A 24222-nucleotide genomic window follows, 5' to 3' on the forward strand; every position below is an offset into this window, starting at 1 on the left:
CGACAACCACAAGATCACTCCCCGATTGGTCTCAGAATCGGTGAGAGCGGGGGGGGGGGCTGGCGCATGATGCGAGAAGCCCTGGTCGTCCTTGCGGGGACCAGGGCTTCTCGTTGGGGTGAGTGAGGGGACTTGAACCCCCGACATCTTGGACCACAACCAAGTGCTCTGCCAGCTGAGCTACACCCACCGTGGCCGGGATCGCTCCCGGCTTCCAGTAGTGTAGCGGCTTCTTCGGGGTGGGTCAGCCGGAGGCCACCTGAGCGGCGATGGAGCGCGCCGTGTCGGAGTCGGGGCCGGGCTGCTGGACGAAGACGGCGGCGCGGTAGTAGCGGAGTTCCTGGATGCTCTCGGTGATGTCGGCGAGGGCGCGGTGGCCGCCCTTCTTCTCGGGGCTGGCGAAGTAGACGCGGGGGTACCAGCGCCGGGCCAGCTCCTTGATCGAGGAGACGTCGACCATGCGGTAGTGCAGGTGGGCGTCGAGGGACGGCATGTCGCGGGCCAGGAACGAGCGGTCGGTCGCGATGGAGTTGCCGCACAGGGGCGCCTTCTTGGCGTCCTTCACGTGGCTCTTGATGTACTTGAGGACGACGTCCTCGGCCTCGGCGAGGGTGACGCCGGTGGGGAGCGCTTTCAGCAGGCCGGACGTGGTGTGCATGTCGCGGACGACCTTGGTCATCTGGGTGACCGACTCCGGCGGCGGTTTGATCACCACGTCGACGCCCTCGTCCAGGATGTTGAGCTCGCTGTCGGTGACCAGCGCGGCTATCTCGATGAGCGCGTCGTTGCGCAGGTCGAGTCCCGTCATCTCGCAGTCGATCCAGACCAGCCGCTCGTTCATGCACTTACCCTACGGCCATGAACGACTGCGCGGGGCATCGCGGGCGATCGATTTAGGAGGTCACGCGCCGGGCGATATGTCCGGGGATGGGGATGCCGGGACGTAGTAGGGGATCGGGGGCAGGCGAGCCGAGCGTCTGGCGGACGGGCACCACGCCGGCCCAGACGTCCAGGGCGTAGTCCTCCTCCTCGTCCTCGGGCGGGCCCTGCCGCACCTTCACGGAGGCCTCGTCCAGGGAGAGTGCCAGGACGGAGGTGGCGGCCAGCTCCTTGCGGTTGGGGTGGCGGGCCGCGTCCCACTGGCCGGGGGTCAGTTGTTCGGTGATGGCGCGCAGGCCGGTCAGCTTCTCCTCCGGGTCGTCGACGAGGCGGGGCGTCCCGTATACGACGGCGCTCCGGTAGTTGATCGAGTGGTTGAACAGGGAGCGGGCGAGGACCAGCCCGTCCACGTGGGTGACCGTCACGCAGATGTCCTGGGACGGCCCGGCCCTGAGGCTGCTCGCTCCGGTGGAGCCGTGGACGTAGAGGGTGTCGTCCAGGCGGCCGTAGCCGGTGGGGAGGACGCGGGGCGAGCCGTCCACGATGAGGCCGAGGTGGCAGATCATGCCGTCGTCGAGGATCTCGTACAGGACGGAGCGGTCGGTGCTGGAACGTTCCCCCAGGCGGCCTGGACGGGTGCGGGCGGTCGCGGAGAGCGGGTTCATGTCCGTTTACGCTAGAAGGCAAGTGGCCTGGCCGGTATGGCCACTTGGCGCGGATAGCAGGTGACCACTTTGTCGATCGATCTGCCGCTGGTCGTGGAGCGGGACGCACCGGAGCCGATGAGCGCGCAGCTCGTCGGGCAGTTGCGCGCCGCCATGGGGGAGGGACGGCTTGCCGCGGGCGAGCGGCTTCCGTCCAGTAGGGCTCTGGCGGGGCTGCTGGGGGTCAGCCGGACGGTCGTGACCGAGGCCTACGAGCAGCTCTACGCGGAAGGCTGGCTGGAAGGGCGGCATGGGTCCGGCACGTATGTGACTGAGGGTGTCGCCGCCGCGCCTATGCCGAAGCCCCAGGTGGTGGAGAGGGAGCCAGTACGGAGGGCTGCGGCCCCACATGAGATCGACCTGCGGCCCGGTCTCGCCTGGATCGGGGCTCTGGACACGCCGGCGTGGCGCAGGGCATGGCGGCTGGCTGCGGGGATGCCGCCGCAGCAGCGTCAGGATCCGCATGGGCTGCCTGGTCTAAGGGAGGCGCTCGCGGATTACATAAGGCGTAGCCGCGGTGTGGCGTGTCCTGTGGACGGGCTTCTGGTGACGCGGGGAGCGACGAACGGGCTCGATCTGCTTGCCGCGACCGTCCTCCGCCCCGGGGATCGGGTCGGTGTGGAGGAGCCCGGCTATGGCAGGGCACGCGCGGTGCTGAATGGACGTGGGGCCGAAATCGTTCCCTGTCCTGTGGACGAGCACGGCCTCATCACCGACGACTTGCCCGATGACCTGCGCATCGTCTATACGACGCCTTCGCACCAGTTCCCCATGGGCGGCGTGCTGCCCGTCCCGCGCAGGCAGGCTCTGCTGGCTTGGGCGCGGCGCAATGGGGCGCTCATCGCCGAAGACGACTACGACGGGGAGTTCCGCTACGACGTCGCGCCTCTGCCCGCCCTCTATGGCCTGGACCCGGAGGTCGTCGTCTACCTGGGCACGACCGCCAAGATCCTCACCGCGGACATGGGCGTCGGCTGGCTGGTGGGGCGTCCCGACCTGGTGGCGGAGGTGGCGCTCCGGAGGGAGGAGCTGAACGACCGCACCGCCGTGGTCCCGCAGGACGCGTTGAGGCTCCTCCTGGAACGGGGTGACCTGGATCGGTACGTCCGCCGCATGCGCGCGGAGTACGCCCGGCGCCGCGACGTGGTCGTGCAGGCGCTGGGCGGTCTGCCCCTGCGCGGCGACACGGCCGGCCTGCACCTGGTGGTGGACGTCCCGGAGCCGGCGGCCTCGCGCGCCGCGGACGAGGCGGCCCGGCGCGGCGTCCTGGTGGAGACGCTGACCCGCCACCACGCGGGCCCGGTGCGCGCCTCCGGCCTGGTGATCGGCTACGGCTCCGCCGCGACCCTCGCCGAGCTGCGCAAGGGCTGCGAGATCGTCCGGACGCTGGTCGGGTAGCGGGTCAGTTCGACAGGGCGCTCGGCCCGACGGGCACGGGCTCCGACGCGGGGTGCAGCGGTCCGGGACGCGAGGCCGGCGCGTCGTTCTGCGGAGTGCGGACGGGATCGGACGACCGGACGGGCTCAGGCGTGCGGGGCCGCGGCGCCACGAGCCGGGGGCCGGTGGGGGTTCCGGGGAGGCGGGGCTTCGGGATGGGGGCGACCGGGGTGTCGGGTCCGGTGATGCGCCGGACGTCGATGGCGCCGGGGTCGGGCCGGTCCAGGAGCGGCACCTGGGACGCGCCGTAGTGCCCGCCGCGCGCCCATTCCTTGCGGTTGCGCTGCGCGTGGTACGACTGCGGGGACGGGAGCGGGGGTCCGGCGGGCCAGCGCCGTGCGACTCCCCATGCCTCCAGCCACTGGACGATGGCGTCGATGCCGGCGAGCGGAGATCCGGTGAACGGCGACCGCGACTGGGCCACCACCATGATCTGCGCGCAGACGCGGCCCTCCCGCCCGAGCGCGCCGCCGAGCAGCCGGGCGGCGCGGGTGATGGGCAGGAGTTGGACGATCTCGCCGGTGCCGGGGTGCCACACCAGGTGGGCGGGCCGGTCCTCCTTCAGCAGGTCGGCGGCCACCGAGCGCGCGGAGACGGTGTGCGGGTCGTGCTCCTCGGCGCACCAGACGGCGCGCGGGGCACCTCCTCGCAACGCTCCGCCGTCGTTTCGCGCCGGCATGCGGCCGGCTCCTGGCAGCCATGCGTCTGCCACGGTGCGTCCCCCCAATCGGGCGGTCAGACCCCCGAGTGGTCAGTTACTTCTCTTGGTCAAGCGAGGACTCGTCCGTCCAGCCCGCCGCCTCAATGGGCGGGATGACGGCTGCCGACCCCTCGCGCCGGGTTTGATCCGGTCCGATTGGGTAGTGCAGACGGGCACCCCGCGTGTCCGAGCATTCCACCTTGTGTCACCTTTTTCCTCCCGGGTGTTCGGTCGAATCACTCACCTTGCGGGAAGAGGGGCGGAAGATGCCCGCGTCCGCGCAGGTCATCGCCGTCCCTGGAGATCGGATGACAAGCGGCTGGAAGTCGGCCGGAAGTGGCCGGGGCGTCACGGACCGCACGGCGGTACCCGGGTGGGGTTCACACCCCCGACCGAGCCGCGTTCTAATAATGGGTCATGACCGTTGACGCAGAACTGCCCGCCGGAGTGCCCGGTATCGACGTCCCCCGGCTGGCGGCCTGGCTGGCCCGCGAGCTGCCCGGATCGGGACGGATCACCGCGATCGACCTGATCGCGGGCGGGCGGTCGAACCTCACGTACGGCATCACCCTGGACGGGGGCCGCCGCATCGTGCTGCGCAGGCCGCCGCTCGGCCACGTGCTGCCGACGGCGCACGACATGGGCCGCGAGTACCGCGTCCTGTCGGCCCTCGGCCAGGGGACCGCGGTGCCGGTGCCGACGACGCTGGCGTTCTGCGACGACGAGGAGGTCATCGGCGCCCGCTTCTACCTCATGGACTTCGTCGAGGGCCGGGTCCTGCGCACGCGGGAGGACGCCGCCGACATCACGCCCGAGCAGGCGCGCGGCCTCAGCGACGCGCTTGCCGAGGCGCTCGCCGCGATCCACACGGTCGACGTGGAGAAGGTGGGGCTGGGCGACTTCGGACGTCCGAGCGGCTACATGGCCCGCCAGCTCAAGCGCTGGGGCAAGCAGTGGGACAGCTCGCAGGAGGCCGTCCGCGCCACCGGCGCCGCCCGCGAGCTGCCCGAGTACGACCGGCTGGTCGCCCGGCTGGCCGAGCGGCTGCCGGCGGACGCCCCGGCGCGTCTCGTCCACGGCGACTTCCGGCTCGACAACGCGCTCGCCCGGCTGGAGCCGCGCCCGGAGATCGCGGCCGTCGTCGACTGGGAGATGTCGACGCTCGGCGACCCGCTGTCCGACCTCGGGCTGACGCTCGTCTACTGGGCGGAGGCCGCCGACGCCGAGCAGCTCCCGGTCGGCGCGACGATCACGTCCGCCCCCGGCTTCCTCACCCGCCGCGAGTTCGCCGGACGATACGCCGAGCTGACCGGGTTCGACCTGGCCGACCTCGACTTCTACGTCGCGTTCGCGTGCTTCAAGCTGGCGGTGATCCTGGAGGGCATCCACGCCCGCTATCTGCAGAAGGCGACGGTCGGTGAGGGCTTCGATCAGATCGGCGGCGGCGTGCCCGTCCTACTGGATCGGGCACACCGCACGCTCGACGCCGGCTCGGTCTGGTAAGCCCCCCGCTCAGCAGCGGTAGGTGACGGTCGCCGAGGCGCCGGACGAGAAGTACACCGTGCCGGTCTGCTGGCCCAAGCAGAAGCCGGACGAGCGCGATACCCGCACGCCGCCGCTCTGGCCCGCGTCGAGGTGCCCGGAGCCGCCCGCCCGGACGGGCCCGGCCGTGCCGCTCACCTGCCAGTTCACCGGGCCTCCCACCGCCCTGACCGTGACGGTGCAGGAGCTGCCCCGGCCCATGTCGCACCCGCTCACCGACAGCGTGCCCGGCTTCGGCGGCTTCGGCGCGCTGGACGTGGGCGGCGCCGGCGGCTTGCTCGTCGGCGCCTCCGACGCGGTCTTGGACGCCGAAGGCGACGGCGACTTCGACGGCGACTTCGACTCGGTCGGGGAGGCGGTCGGCGACGTGGGGGACGTCGGGTCGGTCGGAATCGGCTCCGGCGCGGTCGAACCGCCGGGCGGGGTGCTGCCGCCGGGCGAGACGGGACCGGTCGCGGCCGCGTTCGTCCCGTCGTCCCCGCCGCCGAGCCACGCCATCGCGCCGCCGAACAGCACCAGGACGCCGACGCCCACCGCGGCGGCGGCGAGCAGCGGCGCGCGCCTCCGCGCGGGCGCGCGGTCCCGCGCGCGCGGCGCGGTCGGCTGGTAGGGGAGCGGCCAGCCGTACTCGTCGAACGGCTCGGTCCAGGCGGCGATGGCGCGGCGGTTCCCGGCCCGGTCCTCGGCGGTCGCGGCGGTCAGCACGTCCAGCCGCAGGTCGGCGGGGATCGCCGCGATCGGCAGCACCGACAGCAGCCGGTCCGGCGGCAGCGGCGGTGTCTCCCGCGCCCCGCACACCGGGCAGTTCTCCACATGCCGGACGAGCGCCGTGGACGTCTGCGGGGACAGCGGCCACGACTCGGTCAGCGCCGCGACGCTCGGGCAGTCCTTCCAGTGGTTCTGCGCGATGAGGGCCGCGTGCAGCGCGGCGGCGAGGTCCTCGCGGGCCTTCTCCGCCAGCGCGAGCGTCTCCTCCAGCGGCATGCCGAAGATGCCGGCCAGGTCCACCTCGTCCAGCTCGTGGCGGACCGACAGGTCGATCGCCTCGCGCTGGCGCCCGTTCAGCGCGGCGAGGGCGCTGTGCGCGAGCAGCCGGCGCTCCTCGCGGCGGGCGAGCTGCTCGGGGGTCAGCTCGTCCTCGGCCTCCGGCGCCTCCTGCCCGGTCTGCCGGTTCGGGCTGTCGCGGCGCCGCATGCACTCCTTGCGGGCGATCGCGTAGAGCCAGCCGCGCAGCCGGTCCGGCTCGGTGAGCCGGTCCACGTGCTCGCGGGCGGAGATGACGGTGTTGCGCAGGGCCCCGGCCGCCTCGGTGCGGTCGCGCAGCAGGCCGTGGCAGTAGTCGAAGAGGAACGGCGCGTAGGTGTCGTAGACCTCGGTCAGCGCGATGACGTCCCCGGCTCGCAGCGAGTCCGCCAGCCTGAGGTCGTCATTCTGCGCGGCCCCTGGCTCACCGGCCACGGGAACCCTCCCAGTCGAATTCGGTGTACTGATCTGCCCCGACGAGCCCCGACCCCCTGGTCGGCCGACTCGGTTGCCTGATCTTGCCACCAAGTTGCTGGAATTTCTCCCTTATGAGTGGATTTTAGTGACGGATCCGGTACGCGCCGTATCCGTATCGCCTTGTGAGACGGCCCCTGCGGAGGAAAACGTGATCTAGGTCACTTTTCCGATCAGCGCCCGCCCTGGCCGCCTCCGCCCCCGTTTCCGCCGTCCGGCGGGCACGACAGCGTGACGGTGCGCGCGTCGCCGTTGGAGAAGCTGACCGTTCCGGAACCCCCGGGCGGGTCGCAGACCCCGCTGACGCGCGCGTAGCCGACCTGCCCGCTGCGCAGCGTGCCGCCGCCGCTGGCGCTGAGACCGCCGGACGCGCCCGTGACCGACCAGGTGGCCGTTCCGCCGACGGCCCGCACGGGGATGTTGCAGCTCCCCGGACCAGCGCCCTGGATCGTGCAGGAGCCGATCGAGAGCCGTCCGGCCTTCGGCTGGGTGCGGGTCGCGGTCGGACGGGCCGAGCGCGACGGCTCGCGCGTCTTCGTCGGGGTCGGCGTCGGCGAGGTGGTCGTCGGCGTCGGGGTCGCGGTCCGCGTGGGCGTGGGCGTGTCGGACGGCTCCTCGGACTCGGTCGGCGAGGACGGCTCGACGACGGACGCCGACGCCCCGCCCGAGGGCCCCTCCGCCGCCGTCCGCTCGCCGGACGAGCCGGACATCAGGTAGTACGCCGCGGCGACGACCGCGATGACGGCGGCGGCAGCGGCCAGCCCGGCCCACACCCCGCGCGAGCCGGAGCCGTCTCGGGGCGCCACGCGCACGGGTTCCTGCTCGACCATGCCGGGCCAGCCCCAGGCGTCGAACGGCTCGGCCGCGTGCGCGATGGCGTCGAAGTCGGGCGCCAGCGACGGGTCGGTGGCGGTCGCCATCACGTGCCCGCGCAGGTCGGTCGGCATCATCGCGACCGGCAGCACCTGCAGGAGCCGCGCCGCGGAGACGGTGCGGTCGCGCAGGGGACCGCAGATCCCGCAGCCCTCGATGTGGTGGACGAGCCTGCGGACGACCGGCGGCGGCAGCGGCCATCCGGCGTCGTCGGCGATCGCGGCGACCTCGGGGCAGGCGTCGCGTCCCGCACGGGCGATGTAGGCGGCGGCGAGCGCGTCGTCCAGGCGGGCGCGGGCCTCGGCGGTCAGCTCCGCGGCCTGCGCCGCGTCCATGCCGAGGACGCCGCCGATCTCGCCGGCGTCCAGGCCGTGCCGCAGCATCAGGTCGAGCGACTCGCGTTCGCGTCCGCGCAGGCCGGACAGCGCGCCGTGGACGAGCCGCCGCGCCTCCTGCCGCCGGGCGTGCTCCGCGTCGTCGAGGAAGCCGTCCTCGACCTCGGGCGCCTCGTGCCGCTGCGCGGGACGGTTCGGGTCGCGCAGCCGCCGCATGCACTCGTTGCGGACGAGCGCGTACAGCCAGCCGCGGAAGCGGTCGGGCTCGCGCAGGCCGGACACGTGCGCGTAGGCGGCGACGAGCGCGTCGTGGAGCGCGCCGGCCGCCTGTTCCTGGTCGCGCAGCAGCGCGTGGCAGTAGTCGTACAGGCGGGCCGCGTAGCGGTCCATGACCTGGATGAGGGCGCTCGGGTCGCCCGCCGCGAGCGTCCGTGCCAGACGCTCGTCGTCGGCGCGGTCGAGACTGGGCCAACCGGACACGAAGTCCTCCCGCGGGCTGTGCTCGGAATCCTCGTCCGGGCGTCCGGGACGCCGGGGACGGGCTGGAATATCTCAGAGGGAGCGGTTCGCTCTCCCGGCCCCGGTCGGTCGTCCGACCGGCGGCCGCCTCCCCGTCACGGGCCAGGGAGGGAAGAAGGTCGGAGGCCCGACGGCCCCGCTCCCCGTCGGGCCTCCACATAGATTGACGATCGACCCCCGCGCCCGGTTGACACCGAACGCAGGGAAATATCCAGAACTACCTGGCGCATCCGGAAGATCACCGAACGGTGATCACTGGATCCGGCGGGAGAGCATCCTCAGGAAGATCCGGGAGATCTCGCTGGGCGTCATGGCGACCTGCACGTTGCCGTTCGTCGCCGCGGCGATCTGCTCCAGCTCGTTCTTGTCCACGCCCTTGCCGAACCCGATCATGTTCACCTGGATCGGCTTGTTCGGGTCCTGCATGCCCTTCAGCTGCTTCAGCGTGTCCTGCAGCGACGGGCCGTCCGGGTCGTCGTTCTTCCCGTCGGTGAGCAGCAGGATCGAGTTGCCGAACTCGGGCTTGTAGGAGTCGTTCATCATCTTGTACGCGGCCAGCATGGTCCGGTACAGGCCGGTGTCGCCGTCCGACTTGGGCCTCATCTGGTTGAGCGTCGACAGGACGAGGCCGCGCCGCGTGGTGGACCCGATCCGGTCGCCGAGCGCGCCGATCGGCACCGTCTCCTTGTACGGCGTCTTGCCGTTCATGTTCGTCGAGAACAGCCACTGGCCGAGTTCGGTGTCGTTGGACATCATGCTCAGCCCGCCCTGCGAGACCTGCGCGATGGCCTGGAGCCGGTTGACGTTCGGCCCGACCTTCTCGGCCATCGACCCGGACACGTCGATCAGCGTCAGGAGGCGCAGGCCGAGCGACAGCTTCGCCCACGCCTGCATGACCTTCGCGACGTCCTCGCTCTTCGGCGAGGGCAGCTGCCGCGGCCGGGCCGGGCTGACGCCGGCGGCCTGCCCGAACCCGGACGGCGCCTTGCCGTCGGCCGTCCGGAACCCGGCGTCGAGGACGTCCTTGCGGGTCGCCTCGGTCCGCATCGCCTGCTCGAGCAGGCGGGCGCCCTTGCCGCGCGCGTCGTCCTTGGTGGTGACGGCGAACGGGTAGTCCATCGAGAGCGTGCCCTCGATCGGGTACAGCGCCACCGCGGGCTCGGCCGGCTTGGTCCGGTTGTAGGCGTAGAGGGCCTGCTCCGACGACAGCGAGATCGGCTGCTTGCCGGTGCGGTCCTTGCGGAAGTGGTCGAACTCCGCCTTCGTGTCGGGGACGGTGCTCTCCCGGACGGTCCGGACGATGCCGGTGAAGATCGAGTCCCGGTTCGGGTCGTTGGCCAGCAGCGTGCTGGTGACCATCAGGGAGCCCATGCCCGCGGCGTTCCGCATCGGGTCGGGCACGACGAGCCGCACCGTTCCGGCCGGGATCATCTGGTTCTTGGTCACCGCGCCGCCCGCGACGCCGCCGGCGGCCTTCAGCAGGTTGTCCCACGACGGGCTGGCGGTGATGCCCTGCTTCTTCAGCTGCGCCGCGAGCGTCTGCGGCAGCCCCACCACGATCGGGCTCGAGGCCAGCGAGGTCTTGGTGGACACGACGCCGCTCTTGTCGCCGTTCTCGCCGCCGGACTGCGCCAGTGAGATCCACAGGGAGGAGTCGGGGATCCACACGTCCGGCCGGTCGTCCGCCACGGCCTGCCCGGACAGCAGCGTCGTCACCGACGACGGCTCGGTCCGCTTCACGGTGGCCTTGACGCACTTGCCGTCGACCTTGTGCTTGCCGTCGTTGAACCGTCCGGCGGCCTTCTCCACGACCGGCGCGATGTCGGGCGCGGCCGCCACGGCCAGGTTCAGCGCGCCGTCCCCGGAGCAGCCGCCGCCGCTCTCGGCGAACGCGTAGACGCCCACGCCGAGCAGCAGCGCCAGGCCCACGGCGCCGGCCATCGGGCCGATCAGCGCGGTCGCGCTGCGCTTGCGCTTGCGGCGCCCGTACTCGTAGCCCCCGGACCCGCCGCCATAGCCGCCGGAACCCCCGGAACCGCCGCCGTAACCGCCGGAGCCACCAGAACCGCTGCCGTAACCGCCGGAGTCGCCGCGCCCGCCGGACCCGCCGAAGTACCCGGACTCGCCGCCGTCCGACCTGCTGATGGCGTCGTACTCGCTGTAGCCCGTCCCGGCCAGCGGCGACGCGGCGGGCCGGCCCTGCGGGGACCCGGTCCTCGGCTCCTCGCCGTACCGGCCGCCCCCGTAACCGCCCGACCCGGACGCGGCGCCGTAGGGACCGGAGCCGTAGACCGGCTGCTCGGACGACTGCCGGGGCGTGAACCACTCGGGCGTCTCGCCGGACGCGCCCGGCGCCATGCCGGGCGGCGCGCCCTGCGGGCCGGCCTGGGGCTGGGCGAGCGGCTGGCCCTGGCTGTCCCGTGCGCCGAACCAGTCGGACGACCCGTCGTTGGCCGGGCCGAAAACGGGCCTGGACGGGTCGTACCCGCCCTCACCCGGCCCCTCCGGGAAGTCATTGCGATGACGTCCGCTCACGGCTGCCCTCGATTCACCTGAAACCCGCCGATGTTCCCCGGCACTGTAGTAGTACGCCCCAGAGGTTACAAAGGACTCAAAACTGATAATGACGCAGGTCATGAGCGTATGGCCTGACGAGCCTGGCAGTGTACGCCACCGTCACGCCCAGCGATCGAGGCGGTACAAGGGGAGGTGGATTATCCCGCACAGTGGGACATATGGACCCGCCGGCGGCCGGATCCGGCCGCGACGCGACCGGGCCACTCCGCGACACGGCCGGGCCGTTATGCAACCCGGCCACACTCCCGGCACGCCCCGGCACTCCGCGCCCGGCGGCAGACTTGAGGGATGGCCAGCCTCATCCCCGTCTCCGACCCCGCCGACCCGCGCCTCGCGGACTACGTCCGGCTCCGCGACGTCAATCTCCGCAAGAGCCTTGAGGCCGAGCACGGCCTGTTCGTCGCCGAAGGGGAGAAGGTGATCCGCCGCGCGGTCGCCGCCGGCCACCCCGTCCGCTCCCTGCTGATGGCCCGCCGCTGGACCGAGCCGCTGGCCGACCTCCTGGACGGCCTCGACGCCCCCGCCTACCTGGTCGACGACGCCACCATGGAGGCCATCACCGGCTTCCAGGTGCACCGCGGCGCGCTGGCGTCCATGGAACGCCTACCTCTGCCGTCCATCGAGACCGTCCTCTCGGGAGCGCGCCGCATCCTCGTCCTCGAAGACCTGGTCGACCACGCGAACGTGGGCTCCATATACAGGTGCGCCGCGGCGCTGGGCATCGACGCGATCATCTTGTCGCCGAGGTGCGCCGACCCTCTGTACCGCCGCGCGGTCAAGGTCTCCATGGGCGCCGTCTTCGCGATCCCCTACGCCCGCATGGCCAACTGGCACGACGGCCTCGGCGAACTGCGCGCCGCCGGATTCACTCTCCTGGCCCTGACCCCCGCCCAGTCGGCCACGCCGCTGGACAAGGCTCCTCTCGGCGATCGCGTCGCCCTGATGCTCGGCTCGGAAGGCGACGGCCTCTCGTCCCATTGGCTGGACGAGGCCGACGAACCGGTCTGCATCCCCATGAGCCCGGACGCCATGTCCGCCGGAGTCGACTCCCTCAACGTCACCGCGGCCGCCGCCATCGCCTGCCACACCCTCATGCGTTGACGGCCCCGGCGGGAGGCCAATCCGTTCGGCACCTCATCTTCAGGATCAAGCGACTCGCGTCTTCGATTCCGCATGCCGCGGGTCGAGGAAAGGGAATGGCCGGCCGGACGAGACCGAGAAGCCGCCGCCAAGACCTCCGAAGCCTTTATGCGCCGTCCGTTCGCCGGGGCCGCGACTACGCGAGCGCGGTCTCGTCGCCGCGCTCGGTCAGGAGGGTTGTCAGTTGCTCGCGCTCCATGGACGCCCAGTCCTCCGGGTCGTCCTCCCAGTCGATGAGCTCGTCGGTGTCCAGCGCGGCGAGGAAGTCCTCGTGGAGGCCGGCCGGGTTCTGCCGGACCGGGTCCGAGAACTGCCACACTTCGACGGCCGCCCTCAGGTCGCCGCGGTCGGCCAGCAGTTCGGCCAGTCGCCTGGTCGTCGGGGAGGCGTCGCCGTAGGCGCGGGCCCACACCCGCAGCGCGTCCTCCAGGTCGCCGTGCTTCGCGAGGAGTTCGCCCAGCCGTCCGGCCGCGTCGCGGTCTCCGGCCTCGGCCTGGGCGCGCAGGTTCGCGATCTCGTCCGACTCCGGCACGCCGCCGTCTGTCCGAATTTCCATTACCGGTCACCTCTTCCGGGGGCAGTAAGGGCGCTGGCAAGGAACAGCCGCTTCGGGAAAATAACCATCTCTGAGAGCCTCAAACCGCTTCCTCTCGGCGAGTCGGCCGGGACGGGCGGCGGAATCCGCGGGTACGCGCGCCGCGTACCCGCCGTTTCGCCGGGCCTTCCGGACGCCCGCCGATAATCGTCAAGACGCTCCGTGCGGCCCCGGGTTTTCGCTCGCCTTGGAACGGGCCCGCCGATCCCGCGCCGTTCGGCGGCGGGCAGGAGGAACGGCGTCCTCCATCAGCGGATTGGGGCGGGCGAAGAGGGCTGCATTGCTGGAACGCCGCCGGAGGGTCCAAATATTTCCGGACCGGTTCTGCGGCCTCTTGTGAGATTCTCTTCCCGGGCTCCGCCGTTTTCGGGGACATGCCCGACGCCGCGCCGAGCTGGGGGGCGACCGCGACAGGCATACCTCCAAGGAACGCGGGCCACCCGTCGCGCGCGTGACCGGCGCATGGCCCGCGGCGATCAGCCGGATGAAGGACTGAGACGTGCCCGGCTCAGCGGCCGAACATGCCGCCCCGCGGCCGCCGGTGCGTTCCCCTGGGCCGCCTCGGCGCCCCGGCCGGGACCCGGCGGCGGCCCAGGCGCAGCTGCGTCAGCAGGAGCGAGAACGCCACCAGCAGCGCCGCCAGCCACGCGATCTGGGTGCTGGCCATCCGCTCGAACGTCAGGTCCTGCGCGACGGGCGTCTTGTTCCCCTGGAGCCGGCTCTGCGGCGTCTCCGCCCCGGCGCTCGGGCTCGGCGCGACGGACGGGTTCGGCGCCTGGATGGACGGCAGCGCCACCTGCGGGTTCCGCGCGTCGAACGACGAGTTGGGCGACGTCTGCACCGACCCGCTCGTGTTGACGCCCCCGGTGCCGTTCCCGGAGCCGGACGACCCGCTTCCGCCGGACCCGCCGTGCGACGTCCCCGACGAGGAGGAGTGCGAGGGCGTGGTCGACGGCTTCGTGGGCTTGCGCGACGGCGACTTCGTGGGCGTCTTCGAGGGCGTGGGGGTCGGCGTGGGCGTCTTCGTGGGCGGCTTGGACGGGACGACGTACTTGAAGGTCGTGGTCCCGGAGACGGGAGAGAGGTCGGTCGCGTCGACGGTCACGGTGATCGTGTACGTCGTCGTGGCCTTCGGGCCCTCCTCGGGCACCGTCACGTGCGACTTGACGGGGCCACCGGTCTTCCCGTCGGCGAGGTCGCCGATGGCGCACGCCGCCGACTCGAACGGCGCGCCGCAGTCGCCGGTCACCGTCGCGCCCTTGAGGGTCACCGCGACGTTCGTGACCTTGATGTTCGCGACGTCGCCGCCATCGGCCTTGACCGTGGTCGTGATGTCGAGGGAGTCACCCGGGTCGAGCTTGGCCGCCGATGAGGCGACGTCCACCAGGAGCTTGCCCGGGGCGGGGGACGCGGGATCCGATCCGGAGGGGGAGGGCGTGACCTCGGCGACGGCCGATGCGCCTCCGGCGGCGAGGATGGCCGCCGTGCCGAGCCCAACAAAGATCGGTTTTACCGCCGATCGGCAGATCACTGCCGCCGCACCTCCGTCGCGTCGCCGTTGAACGCTTCCGTTCCGAGGGATCGCCTCGGGAGACATGCGAACACGGATCCCAGGGCCAAATCAAGCCCATCCAGGGTCAGACGAACTCCTCGCGGACGTCCTCGATCTCCGAGCCGGGCGCCCACGCCTGCCAGATGCCCTGGTCGACGCGCTCCAGCCCCAGCCTTTCGGCGACCGGGGCCAGCCCGCCCACGTATTCGACACGAATCCATGTTTCATGCTCGCCGACGATGACGAACCGCTCCCCGCGCCAGCGGCACGTCGTCCGGACGTAGCGGAGGTCCTCCACTTCGGACGCCGGGACGATGCGGCGGAAGCGTCCCGGCCGCAACTCCTCGAACCCGTCCGTCGGCCCGGGCGCGTACAGCCGGACCTCGCCGTCGGCGCCGGGCGCCGCCTCGAAGTCGCGGCCGAGCCAGCGCGCGACGTACCCGTCCCGGATCACTGCGCGGCCTCCGTCCGTCCGTCCCATGCGTCGGCGTTCGCGTCCGGCCGCAGCCAGGCGAGCCGGTCGGGATCGTACATCGCGATGAACCGCTCGGACCGGTCCCTGCCGAGGTAGTACATCTCCGCCCCGTACGGCAGCCGGACACTGGCCACCTTGTACTCGCGGATCGATCCGGCGCTTCCCGGCGCGAAGCCGCTGCCGACGAACGGCGGCCGCTCGACGACCCAGCCGGCCTCGCCCCAGGACGCCATCTCCTCCTCGTCCCGCCCCCCGAACGGGACGCGGTACAGGTCGGGGCAGTACGCGGGCCACCGGACGACGTACACGCCCTCGTCGTCGAGTGAGAACGGGGAGTCGGCGTACAGCAGCCCCAGCGCCTCGTAGAGCTGCCCGGGCGTCTGGAGCTCGGCCACGTCGGCCGTCGAGTGGACGAAGCCGCCGACCCGGTCGTACCCCTGCTCCAGGTACCAGGAGACATGGCCGTGCGGGACGACCTTCTGCATGATCGTCGGCGAGGAGACGCGGTCCTCCGGGTCGGCCGCCGGCATCTGCGGGACCGGCTCGCGCCGCGGCGGCGGCAGCGGAACCTCCGGCCGCCCCGGGACGAGCCCGACCCGCACCGCCCACTCGCTGAGCGACCGCACCTGGTCGCCGTGCAGGGACGCCCCGATGTGCGTCCCCGGGTTGAGGACCATGGCCCAGTCCTCCCGGGGCCACGCGCCGATCAGCTCCCGGAAGTCGGCGTACACGAACCGGGACTCCGGCAGCACCTCGCGCAACCGGACCAGCGACGTGAACACCTGCACGGACACCGCGTCCCGCAGCGCCGCGTCCCACCGGAACTCCCGCTGGACCGGGGTCACCTCGAGCGGCGCGTCGTCGGGGATCGGCACGAGCACGTTCGCGTTCAGCAGCACCCGCAGGAACGCGTCGGAGTCGCCGCTCGCGGCCGCCTCGTAGAGCTCCTGGTCGATCCGGTTCCCCGGCTCGAACGCGGGCTCGGGCTCCCCGACGGCGTGCAGCGCGCGCCCCGAAGCGGCCTCGCCGGCCGGTGCGGCGCTCCCGCCGTCCTCGACGCGGCCGGGACCCGTGACGTCCCGGCCGTCCGCCTGGCCGGGGAGCGCGGCATCCTGGGGCGCCGGACCTGCGGTCGGCTGAACGGCTGCGGGGCCGCCCGGCTCAGCGGCACCCACGGCAGGGGACGCGTTCGCGCCCTCGCCTGGAGCCGCGTGGTCGGCGAAGTCGTGACGACCGCTCTGGGCGGTGTCGGCCGCGTCCTGCGGCGGCGTCCCCGGCATGCCTGCCTGGTGGCGCTCCACGTCCTCCGGGGTTGGAGGTTCGTTGACCTGGGGGCCGGTCTCCATGAGGCCGCCCGTGGCGGAAGGCGCGCCTTGGTCGGTTGCGTCCCGTCCGCTCGCCTGCCCGGGAAGCGCCGCATCGCGGGGCTCGCCAGGACCGGCGACACGACGGTCGGCCTCTTCCGGCACGCGCGGTCCGACGCCGGCGGTCGCGGGGCCGCCCACCTCACCGGCACCGCCCGGCGCGGTTTCGCGGGGCGCACCGGGGTCGTCCCGTCCGGCCATGTGGCCAGGGTCTGCGCCCGGCCCGGGTGGGGCCGCATAGGCACGGCCCGCGCCATCCGGGACGGGGCCCGAGGGGTCGACCTCCTGAGGCGCAGGACCGGGAGTGGCAGCGCTGAGCGGGCTGCCCGACGCGCCCGCGAGGTGGTGACCCGCGTCTGCTGGTGCGCTCGGTCCTAGCGGCTCGTTGCTCTGAGGCGCGGGTCCGGGAAGGCCGGGCTCCGGGGCGCCGCTTGCAGGCGTCTCAGGAGTGATTGCGTCGGCCGGGGTCCCGGGTGCGCCTGCCAGGTGACGGCCCGCGTCCCCGGGCGCGCCGGGTCCTAGCGGCTCGTTGGCCTGAGGTGTGGCTCCGGGAAGCCCGGGCTCCAGGGCGCCGCTTGCAGGGGCGGGCACTTCGGGTGCTGTTGCGTCGGCCGGGGTGCGGGGTGCGCCTGCGAGGTGGCGACCCGCGTCTGCGGGTGCGCCCGGCCCAAGGGGCTCGTTGGCCTGCGGTGCGGGGCCGGGAAGTCCGGGCTCTGGGACGCCGCTTGCAGGTGTCTCAGGAGTGATTGCGTCGGCGGGGGTGCCGGGCGTGCCTGCGAGGTGGCGACCCGCGTCTCCGGGCGCGCCGGGTCCTAGCGGCTCGTCGGCCTGCGGTGCGGGTTCGGGGAGGCCGGGCTCTGCTCCGATGCCCGGCCGGTCGGTCGAGCCGGGCGCGCCCGCGTGGTGGCGGCCCGGGAGTTCGACGTCCCGAGGCGCGGAGCCGGGAGGACCGGGCTCGATGACGCCGCCTGCCTGGCCGGTCGGGCCGGGAGCGGCCGCTGGGTCCAGTCCGGCCAGGAGGGCCGGGTCGATGGCCGTGCTGGACGGGTCCGAGTGGCGGCCCGCGCCTCCCGGCAGGCCCGGTGCGGGGCTCGGCGGCTCGTTGGCCGGGACGCCGCCCGCGGCGTCCGGCGGGACGGGAGTGTCCGCACCGGAGGATGCGGGCTGGGGAGGTACGCCGGGTGCGCCGGTCTCGGGCGCACCGGGACCGGTGGTGTCGTTTCCGCCCGCTGAGGCGGCGTGAGGCATGGCAGGGCCTGCCGAGTGGTGGCGGCCCGCCTCCCCAGGGGCCGCGCCCAACTCGCCGAAGTGGGCCGGGGCCTGAGGCGCGATCTCAGGACGGCCCGGCTCGGCGGGACCGCTCGGCCCGGGACCGGCCGCAGGGTCGGGATGCGCGACAGGGCCGGGACCCGCGTGGTGGCGTCCCGCCTCCGCGGGCGCTCCGGGTGCGGGAACAGCGGGTTCGTCGGTGGGCGCGGCGCTCGCGTGGCGGCCCGGCCCGGCGGCGCCGGCGGCCGGAGCGGGAGGCGCGGCAGGGGCGTCGGCGTGGTGGCGTCCCGGCTCACCGGCCTGCGGCGGGTCGGCCGGCACGGCGGGGGCCACCGGCACCGCGGGCGCGGCCGGAGCCGGCGGCGCCGCGGCGGACGGGGGAGCGGGCGGCCCGCTGAGGGTGCGGACCTGCTCGCCCGGCATGGACGCGTCGATGGGCGTGCCCGGGTTGAGGACGAGCGTCCAGGAGGCGTCGGGCCACGCGGTGACCATTTCCAGAAGGCTCGGCATGATGAAGCGGGACGACCCGATCGCCTCGTTCATCCACTTCAGCGACGTGAAGATCTGGATCGACGTCCGGCCGTGCACGGGGACGGGGCGCCACGGGAACTCGCCGTCCCCGGGGACGATGCCCCACGGCGTCTCGGCGTCCACCGGCACGAGCACCTGGGCGCCGAGCAGGATCTTGAAGAAGGATTCGGTGTCGCCCCGGCGCCCGGCGTCGAAGAGCCGCTGCTCGATGTCGTTCTGCGGCTCGAAACGCTCCGTCATGCGCTGGGCGGCGCGCCGGTCGGCCCAGGTGGCGAGGCCGGGGAGCTGCTGTGCGAGGACGGTCCCGCCCGCGGGCGAGCCGGAGTTGATGGCGAGCGCCCAGTCGTGGTTCGGCCAGTACCGCAGCACGACGGTGAACGGCAGCGTGATGTGCTCGGTGCCGGGCCCGGACGCCTCGGCCAGGCGTTCCGGCGAAGTGAAGACGGGGACGACGGTGGAGCCGTCGACCTCGCGGGTCTGCCAGGGGAAGCCGGGACGGCCCGGACGCAGCGAGTAGTCCGTCTCGTCCGGGACGGGCAGCAGCACGTCGGTGGCGGCCAGCGTCTGCAGGAACAGGTCGTGGTCGTTGTTCGCGGCGGCCCGCAGCAGCTCGCGCTCCACGTCGTTGGCCGGCTGGAACTCCGGGCGCGGCGCCTCGCGGGGCAGGTCGCGGTGCTGGTCGCGCAGCTCCTCCCACGGCGGCGTCGCGCGGCCGACCAGCGGGGGGCGGCCGTCGCCCTCGGCGACCTGCCGGACGAACCAGGCGGGCAGCCGCGCCTCGATCGGCAGGGCGGCGGCGACGCCGCGCGCGGGCGCGTCGACGGCCAGCCACCAGCGGTTGTCGGGCCAGCCCTCGGCGATGTCGCCGAACCGGACGGTCATGAAGTGCTGGTAGGCCGGGCCGAGGCACGCCCGCATCGCCGCCGCCGACGTGTAAACCAGGACGTGGACCCGGCCGTCCTCCTCCTGGGTGGGCCACGACGGCTGCGCCTCCCCGGCGAGCACGCCGTCCACCAGGTCGGGCGGAACGGGAATGACGAGCTCGCTGTCGGCGAGGAGGCGGAAGTAGCTCTCCTGGTCGCCGGCCCGTACGGTCTCCTGCAGTCGGTGCTCGAGTTCCGACGTGGGTCGCCACGCGTCGGCCACGGTCGCCACCCCCTGTTTCTAGCGTGCTCGTCCCCGCGCGACTGCCTACGCTACATGGGCGAACAGGATTAAAGAGCACAATCGTCTGACCGAGCGTGGGAGTTCGCAGGTCAGTGCGCTGTCAGCTCCGCGAGGGCGGTGAGGAGCCGGTCGATGTGCTCCTCGACCGTCCCGATGCCGATGCTCGCGCGGACGGCGCTCCCGTCCTCGCCCAGCAGGTGCCGGACGAAGGGGTGGGCGCAGAACTTCCCGTCGCGCACGCCGATGCCGTGCTCGTCAGACAGCGTAAGCGCCACGTCGCGCGCGTTCCAGCCGTCCACGGTGAACGACACGATCCCGACGCGCGGCGCCCGCTCGCCCCACAGCGTCAGCTCCCGGACGTGGGGGAGCGCGGCCAGTCCCGACCGCAGCCGCTTCACCAGGGCCTCCTCGCGGGCGGCGAGGTCGTCCCAGAACGGCGGCAGCGCCTCGCACGCGGCGGCCAGCGCGACGGCGCCGAGGACGTTCGGGGAGCCCGCCTCGTGCCGCTGCTCGGCGAAGGACGCCCACCGGGTCGTCGCCCCGACCGAGGCGCTGGCGCCGCCGCCCTTGAGGTAGGGCTCGGCGGCGCGCAGCCAGTCGGCGCGTCCGGCGAGCACGCCCGCGCCGAACGGCGCGTACAGCTTGTGCCCGGAGAACGCGACGTAGTCGAGGTCGAGCGCGGTCATGTCGAGGGGGCGGTGCGGGACGAGCTGCGCCGCGTCGACCGCGATGCGGGCGCCGTTGCGGTGCGCGACCTCGGCCAGCTCCTCGATCGGCCACAGCTCGCCGGTGACGTTGGACGCGGCGGTGACGACGAGCAGCCGCGGCCCGACCGGGCACGAGCGCAGCGCGCGGTCCGCGGCGGAGAGGGCCTCGGCCGGGGTGGCGGGCGCGGGCAGCCGCACGGCGCGCCTCCACGGCAGCAGCGACGCGTGGTGCTCGCTCTCGAAGACGACGACGCTCGTCCCGGCGGGGACGGCGTGCGCGAGCAGGTTCATCGAGTCGGTGGTGTTGCGCGTGAACACCACGGCCGAGCGGCGCCACGCGCCGAGGAACGACCGGACGGTCTCCCGCGCCTCCTCGTAGGCGGACGTGGTGACCTGGGACGCGTACCCCGCGCCCCGGTGGACGCTGCTGTAGTACGGCAGTGCGCGGGTGACGGCCTCCTGGACCGCCTCCAGGCACGGCGCGCTGGCGGCGTAGTCGAAGTTGGCGTAGGGGACGCGGTGGCCGCCGCGCACCGGAACCGGGGCGTCCGCCCCGACGACGCGGGGGAGACGGCGAACCCGGACCCCCTCCGGGTGCGTCACAGCAGTCGTGATGGGGGAGCGGGCGAGCAGCGTGGGCATGCCTGGACCTTCCGGGTCAGGGACCCCGGGGCGTCCGTCGGGATCCGCGCTTGCCGGAACGCGGTCTCGCGTCCGGCCAGGTCTTCACCCGGGGCACCCCATCGCGGACGAAGGGTTGCCGGCCAGCAAGCCGGGGCTTGGCGCTGGCGCTCATGACCTCATGCGGAAGTATAAGCGGAGCCGATCGAAGATCAAGGGGAGGGTGCGATGCGGTACGGGGTGGTCGCGACGCTGGCCGGCGGAGCGCTGGTGCTCGGCGCCCTCAGCGGGTGCGGGGCGCTGGGCGGGAACTCCGGCCAGGTGTGCACCGACACGAAGAAGGCGTTCCAGCAGTACGTCGCCCAGGTGCGGAGCGTCCCGGCGGCGGAGCCCGCGCAGTGGCGCCCGGCGACCGAGCAGCTCGCCGGGCGCCTCGACGGGCTGGCGAAGCAGGCCGACGACGCCGACCTGAGCAAGGCGCTGAAGGCGGAGGCCGGCAAGCTCCGCGCCGCCGCCCCCGGCGTCGGCTCCGGCGACGTCTCCCAGCTCGACACCGTGATCAGGGAGACGCCCACGGCCATCGGCAACGCCTGCGACTGAGCATCCCCGCGCGTCGGCTAGCCGCCGGTTCCGAAGCGGCCTAGTGGGCCGCCTCCGGTTCCGCCGCCGTCGCCGGTTCCGCCTCCGGTTCCGCCTCCGTCACCGGTGCCGCCACCGCCGTCGCCGGTTCCGCCGCCGTCGCCGGGCGGCTGCGGCGGGAGGATGGTCGGCAGGTCGGTGGGGGGCGTCGGGGTGTCGGGCCGGTCCGTGGACGGCGGCGGCTCGACCGGCCCGCCCGTGTCCGGCGGCTGCGTCCCGCCCGGGGGGACGTCCTGCGTCGGCCCGCCGAAGCCGCTGCCCGGCGTCTCCGACGGCGACCCGAACGACTCGGGCTCGTAGCCCTTGATGTTCACCGCGTCCGACATGTACGAGCGCCAGATCTGCGCGGGCAGCTGCCCGCCGTACGCGCCGTAGCCGGGGATGTTCAGCGGCTTGCCGTCGCTGCGGAACATCGCGACCGTCGTCGCCATCTGCGGGATGAACCCGTTGAACCAGATCGCGCGGCCCTTGTCGGTGGTGCCGGTCTTGCCGGCGACGTCGCGGCCGTCGGGGAGCTGCGCGCCGGTGCCGGTGCCGCCCTGCACGACCTTCTGCATGGCGTAGGTGGCGTCCCTGGCGACCTGCTGGCTGAACGCCCGCTCGCCCTTCTCGGTGAACTTGCGCTTGTGGTTCTCGTTGTCGGTGACGGACTTCACCACGAACGGCGTCCGGTGCACGCCCTCGGAGGCGAACGTCGAGTACACGCCCGCCTGCTGGACGGGGTGCAGCGAAACGATGCCGAGCGGGAACGTGGCGGCGTCCCGCTGGTCCGGCTTCATCTGCGACGCGGGGATGCCCATCTTCTCGGCCATCGCGGCGATCTTCTTGTTGCCGATGTCCTGGCCGAGGTTGACGTAGGCCGTGTTGATCGAGTGCTCGGTGGCGGTGACGAGGTTCACCGTCCCGAAGTTCTCGTTGCTGTCGTTGTGGATGGGCGCGCCGCGGAAGTACTGCGGGGAGCTGCCGTCGTAGCTGGTGGACAGCGTCTTGCCGTCGTCCAGCGCGGCCGCCAGCGCGATCGGCTTGAACCCCGACCCGGCCTGCGCCCAGTCGCCGAAGGCGCTGCTCAGCGCCTCCTCCAGGTAGCCGCGGCCGCCGTAGAAGGCGAGCACCTGCCCGGTGGACGGGTCGACCGACACCGCGCCGGTGCGGATCTTCTTGCTCATCCCGTTCGGGGCGTTGTTCGAGACGGCCTGCTTCATCGCGTCCATCAGCCGCTTGTCGAACGTCGTGGTGATCTTCAGCCCGCTGCGGTTGATCTCGTCCTCGCTGTAGCCGCGGCGCTCGGTGAGCTCCTTCTTGGCCACGTTCACCATGTAGCCGCGCTGGCCCTTGAGGACGTCGATGATCTTCTCCTTGCCGGGGGCGGGGAAGGTCAGCGAGGCCGCCTGGGACGAGGTGAGCGCCCCGTCCCGGACCATGTTGCCGACGATCGCGCGCCAGCGCTGCTCGGCGTAGGCGCGGCGGGGGCCGGTCGGGTCGGCGAAGTTGCTCGGCTGCTGGATCGCGGCGGCGAGGTAGGCGCCCTCCGCGGGCGTCAGCTTCGAGACGTCCTTGTCGAAGTAGGCGTGCGCGGCGGCCTGCACGCCGTAGGCGTCGCGGCCGAAGTAGATGGTGTTGAGGTACTGCTCGAGGATCCAGTTCTTGTCCTTCTCCCGGCCCACCTTCAGGGAGACCATGATCTCCTTGAGCTTGCGGGTGACCGAGCGGTCCTTGCCGATGCCGCCGTAGTAGTTGCGGACCATCTGCTGCGTGATCGTCGAGCCGCCCTGGAGCTGCTTGCCGGTCGCGGTGGACCACAGCGCCCGCGTGGTCCCCTGGACCGACACCCCGGGGTCGCTGTAGAAGCTGCGGTTCTCCGCGGCGATCACGGCGTCCCGGGTGCTCTTGGGGATCTTGTCGAGCTTGACCGCGTCCCGGTTCACGCCGGTCTTCGCGATCTGCGTCTTGCCGTCGGAGTAGTAGAACGTCGGGCCCTGCGCGATCGCCTCCTCCTGCGGCGACGGCACCGGCGTGAACAGGTAGGCCACGCCGAACGCGGCGATGCAGAACCCGAGGAAGGCGAGGATCAGGAACAGCGAGCGGCGGAAGAACCGCGACCGGCGGCTGCGCGGCTTGCCGGGCCCCTTGCCTCCACCGCCGCCGGGCCCGGGAGCTGTGCCGGACGGCGGTTCTCCGGCATGGGAGTCGCGCTGGGTCGAGTCGCGCTTGGAGGCGGCGGGCATGGTCTTGGTATCTCCGGTGGTCGCCCCGTAAACACCATCCGGCGCGGCCGCACCTCCGGACGCCGCGACACCCTCGGACACGGCGGCCTCTCCGGACGCCGCAACCCCCTCGGCGGCGGCACCTTCGGACGCGGCGACACCATCGGACACCGCGGGATCATCGAGTGCGGCGGCACTTTCCGAGGCGGTGGGGCCCTGGGAGGTGGTGGCCTCATCGGCTGCTGCGACGTCTTCGGGGCCGGCGAGGCCGTCGGAGGCGGGGGCGGCCTCGGAGGCGGTCAGATCATTGGACGCGGCGGCGCTCTCCGAGGCGGTGGCGCCTTCGGGGGCTGCGGCGTCTTCGGCGGGGGAGACATCCTCAGAGAGGGCGGCGTCTTCGGACGCGGGGGCTTCATCGGCGGGGGCGTCCGTGGTGTTATCCACGGTGGTCGATTCGGCTGAGTCGCCCAGGTCGGTGGCCTCTCCGCGACCCTTGTCGTCGTTCCGAGATATGTCGTCCTCGTCGGCGAATTCGGCGTCCGGGGCGGATTCTCCGATGGCAAGTTCGGAGCCGTTCACATCCGCGGTCAGCGTGGCGGTCGCGCGTCCGTCCGTGCCGGCCGACGCCCCGGCCTCGGTGTCGTGCCGGTCCGCCTGGCCCGTCCCGGAGCGTTCCCGGCTCTCCGGGATCTTCTCGCTGTCGCTCACAACCCCCCCGTGATTAATGCGTTACAGACGATACCTGAGGGAATCCGTGCGGCGGCCGCCCAATGCTCATCCGCGGTCTCCCATAGGAGGACGGGCAATCCGTCTCCCTGGTTGTCGTGACGGATGCCGCAACCGGCGGCCTTTCGGAAAAAAGGCGAGCGGCGGGGACCCATGGGGTGCCCCGCCG

16 protein-coding genes, 1 tRNA gene and 1 riboswitch are annotated in these 24222 nt (G+C 72.9%); of the genes, 4 read left to right on the forward strand and 13 right to left on the reverse strand.

Features of this window, described 5'->3' with window-relative positions; translation table 11 throughout:
* Positions 1-114: 114 nt before the first annotated feature.
* The 3 genes from K4S16_RS31165 to K4S16_RS31175 form a co-directional block, all read right to left on the reverse strand.
* Positions 115-190, reverse strand: a tRNA-His gene (locus K4S16_RS31165).
* Between the two features lie 54 nt (positions 191-244).
* A complete protein-coding gene (gene orn, locus K4S16_RS31170; RefSeq protein ID WP_149262640.1) occupies positions 245-841 on the reverse strand; it encodes an oligoribonuclease in 597 nt (198 codons plus the stop codon).
* Between the two features lie 52 nt (positions 842-893).
* Positions 894-1544: a pyridoxamine 5'-phosphate oxidase family protein gene (locus K4S16_RS31175; protein WP_149262641.1), complete on the reverse strand. Its 651-nt coding sequence runs from the start codon at positions 1542-1544 to the stop codon at positions 894-896.
* A 117-nt stretch (positions 1545-1661) separates the two neighbouring features.
* On the opposite strand from K4S16_RS31175, the gene K4S16_RS31180 reads away from it, so the two are divergent.
* Positions 1662-2981, forward strand: coding sequence for a PLP-dependent aminotransferase family protein (locus tag K4S16_RS31180; protein WP_149262693.1), 1320 nt, complete (start codon positions 1662-1664; stop codon positions 2979-2981).
* Positions 2982-2985: 4 nt separating this feature from the next.
* Here K4S16_RS31180 and K4S16_RS31185 read toward each other — a convergent pair whose 3' ends face one another.
* Complete coding sequence (locus K4S16_RS31185) at positions 2986-3699, reverse strand: hypothetical protein (RefSeq protein ID WP_200842220.1); 714 nt, start codon at positions 3697-3699, stop codon at positions 2986-2988.
* A 438-nt stretch (positions 3700-4137) separates the two neighbouring features.
* Between K4S16_RS31185 and K4S16_RS31190 the strand changes: the two genes are divergently transcribed.
* Positions 4138-5223: a phosphotransferase family protein gene (locus K4S16_RS31190; RefSeq protein ID WP_149262642.1), complete on the forward strand. Its 1086-nt coding sequence runs from the start codon at positions 4138-4140 to the stop codon at positions 5221-5223.
* A gap of 9 nt (positions 5224-5232) precedes the next feature.
* Here the strand turns inward: K4S16_RS31190 and K4S16_RS31195 are convergent, their stop codons facing one another.
* The 3 genes from K4S16_RS31195 to K4S16_RS31205 form a co-directional block, all read right to left on the reverse strand.
* Complete coding sequence (locus K4S16_RS31195; protein WP_160161087.1) at positions 5233-6720, reverse strand: RNA polymerase sigma factor; 1488 nt, start codon at positions 6718-6720, stop codon at positions 5233-5235.
* A gap of 212 nt (positions 6721-6932) precedes the next feature.
* Positions 6933-8447: an RNA polymerase sigma factor gene (locus K4S16_RS31200; protein ID WP_149262644.1), complete on the reverse strand. Its 1515-nt coding sequence runs from the start codon at positions 8445-8447 to the stop codon at positions 6933-6935.
* Between the two features lie 291 nt (positions 8448-8738).
* Positions 8739-11021, reverse strand: a complete 2283-nt coding sequence (locus K4S16_RS31205) for a substrate-binding domain-containing protein (protein ID WP_149262645.1) — start codon at positions 11019-11021, stop codon at positions 8739-8741.
* Positions 11022-11351: 330 nt separating this feature from the next.
* Between K4S16_RS31205 and K4S16_RS31210 the strand changes: the two genes are divergently transcribed.
* The gene (locus K4S16_RS31210; protein WP_149262646.1) at positions 11352-12164 is read left to right on the forward strand and encodes an RNA methyltransferase; all 813 of its coding nucleotides are present in this window, start codon (positions 11352-11354) and stop codon (positions 12162-12164) included.
* Between the two features lie 175 nt (positions 12165-12339).
* Here the strand turns inward: K4S16_RS31210 and K4S16_RS31215 are convergent, their stop codons facing one another.
* From K4S16_RS31215 to K4S16_RS31250, 5 genes are all read right to left on the reverse strand, one after another.
* A complete protein-coding gene (locus K4S16_RS31215) occupies positions 12340-12759 on the reverse strand; it encodes a hypothetical protein (RefSeq protein ID WP_149262647.1) in 420 nt (139 codons plus the stop codon).
* 547 nt (positions 12760-13306) lie between these two features.
* A complete protein-coding gene (locus K4S16_RS31220; RefSeq protein WP_149262648.1) occupies positions 13307-14329 on the reverse strand; it encodes a hypothetical protein in 1023 nt (340 codons plus the stop codon).
* Positions 14330-14435: 106 nt separating this feature from the next.
* On the reverse strand, positions 14436-14804 hold the full coding sequence (locus K4S16_RS31225) for a hypothetical protein (protein ID WP_149262649.1): 369 nt from the start codon (positions 14802-14804) through the stop codon (positions 14436-14438).
* Positions 14801-19144: an SseB family protein gene (locus K4S16_RS44565; RefSeq protein ID WP_160161088.1), complete on the reverse strand. Its 4344-nt coding sequence runs from the start codon at positions 19142-19144 to the stop codon at positions 14801-14803. The genes K4S16_RS31225 and K4S16_RS44565 overlap by 4 nt, the downstream gene beginning before the upstream one ends.
* Positions 19145-19245: 101 nt before the next feature.
* Positions 19246-20505: an aminotransferase class V-fold PLP-dependent enzyme gene (locus K4S16_RS31250; RefSeq protein WP_149262650.1), complete on the reverse strand. Its 1260-nt coding sequence runs from the start codon at positions 20503-20505 to the stop codon at positions 19246-19248.
* A gap of 41 nt (positions 20506-20546) precedes the next feature.
* Positions 20547-20663: riboswitch (SAM riboswitch) on the reverse strand.
* Between the two features lie 49 nt (positions 20664-20712).
* Between K4S16_RS31250 and K4S16_RS31255 the strand changes: the two genes are divergently transcribed.
* Positions 20713-21084: a hypothetical protein gene (locus tag K4S16_RS31255; RefSeq protein WP_149262651.1), complete on the forward strand. Its 372-nt coding sequence runs from the start codon at positions 20713-20715 to the stop codon at positions 21082-21084.
* A gap of 17 nt (positions 21085-21101) precedes the next feature.
* On the opposite strand, the gene K4S16_RS31260 is transcribed toward K4S16_RS31255, so the two are convergent.
* Positions 21102-24035, reverse strand: coding sequence for a transglycosylase domain-containing protein (locus tag K4S16_RS31260; protein WP_200842222.1), 2934 nt, complete (start codon positions 24033-24035; stop codon positions 21102-21104).
* Positions 24036-24222: the final 187 nt, after the last annotated feature.

The sequence above is a fragment of the Actinomadura sp. K4S16 genome (assembly GCF_008327685.1).
GTDB lineage: Bacteria > Actinomycetota > Actinomycetes > Streptosporangiales > Streptosporangiaceae > Spirillospora.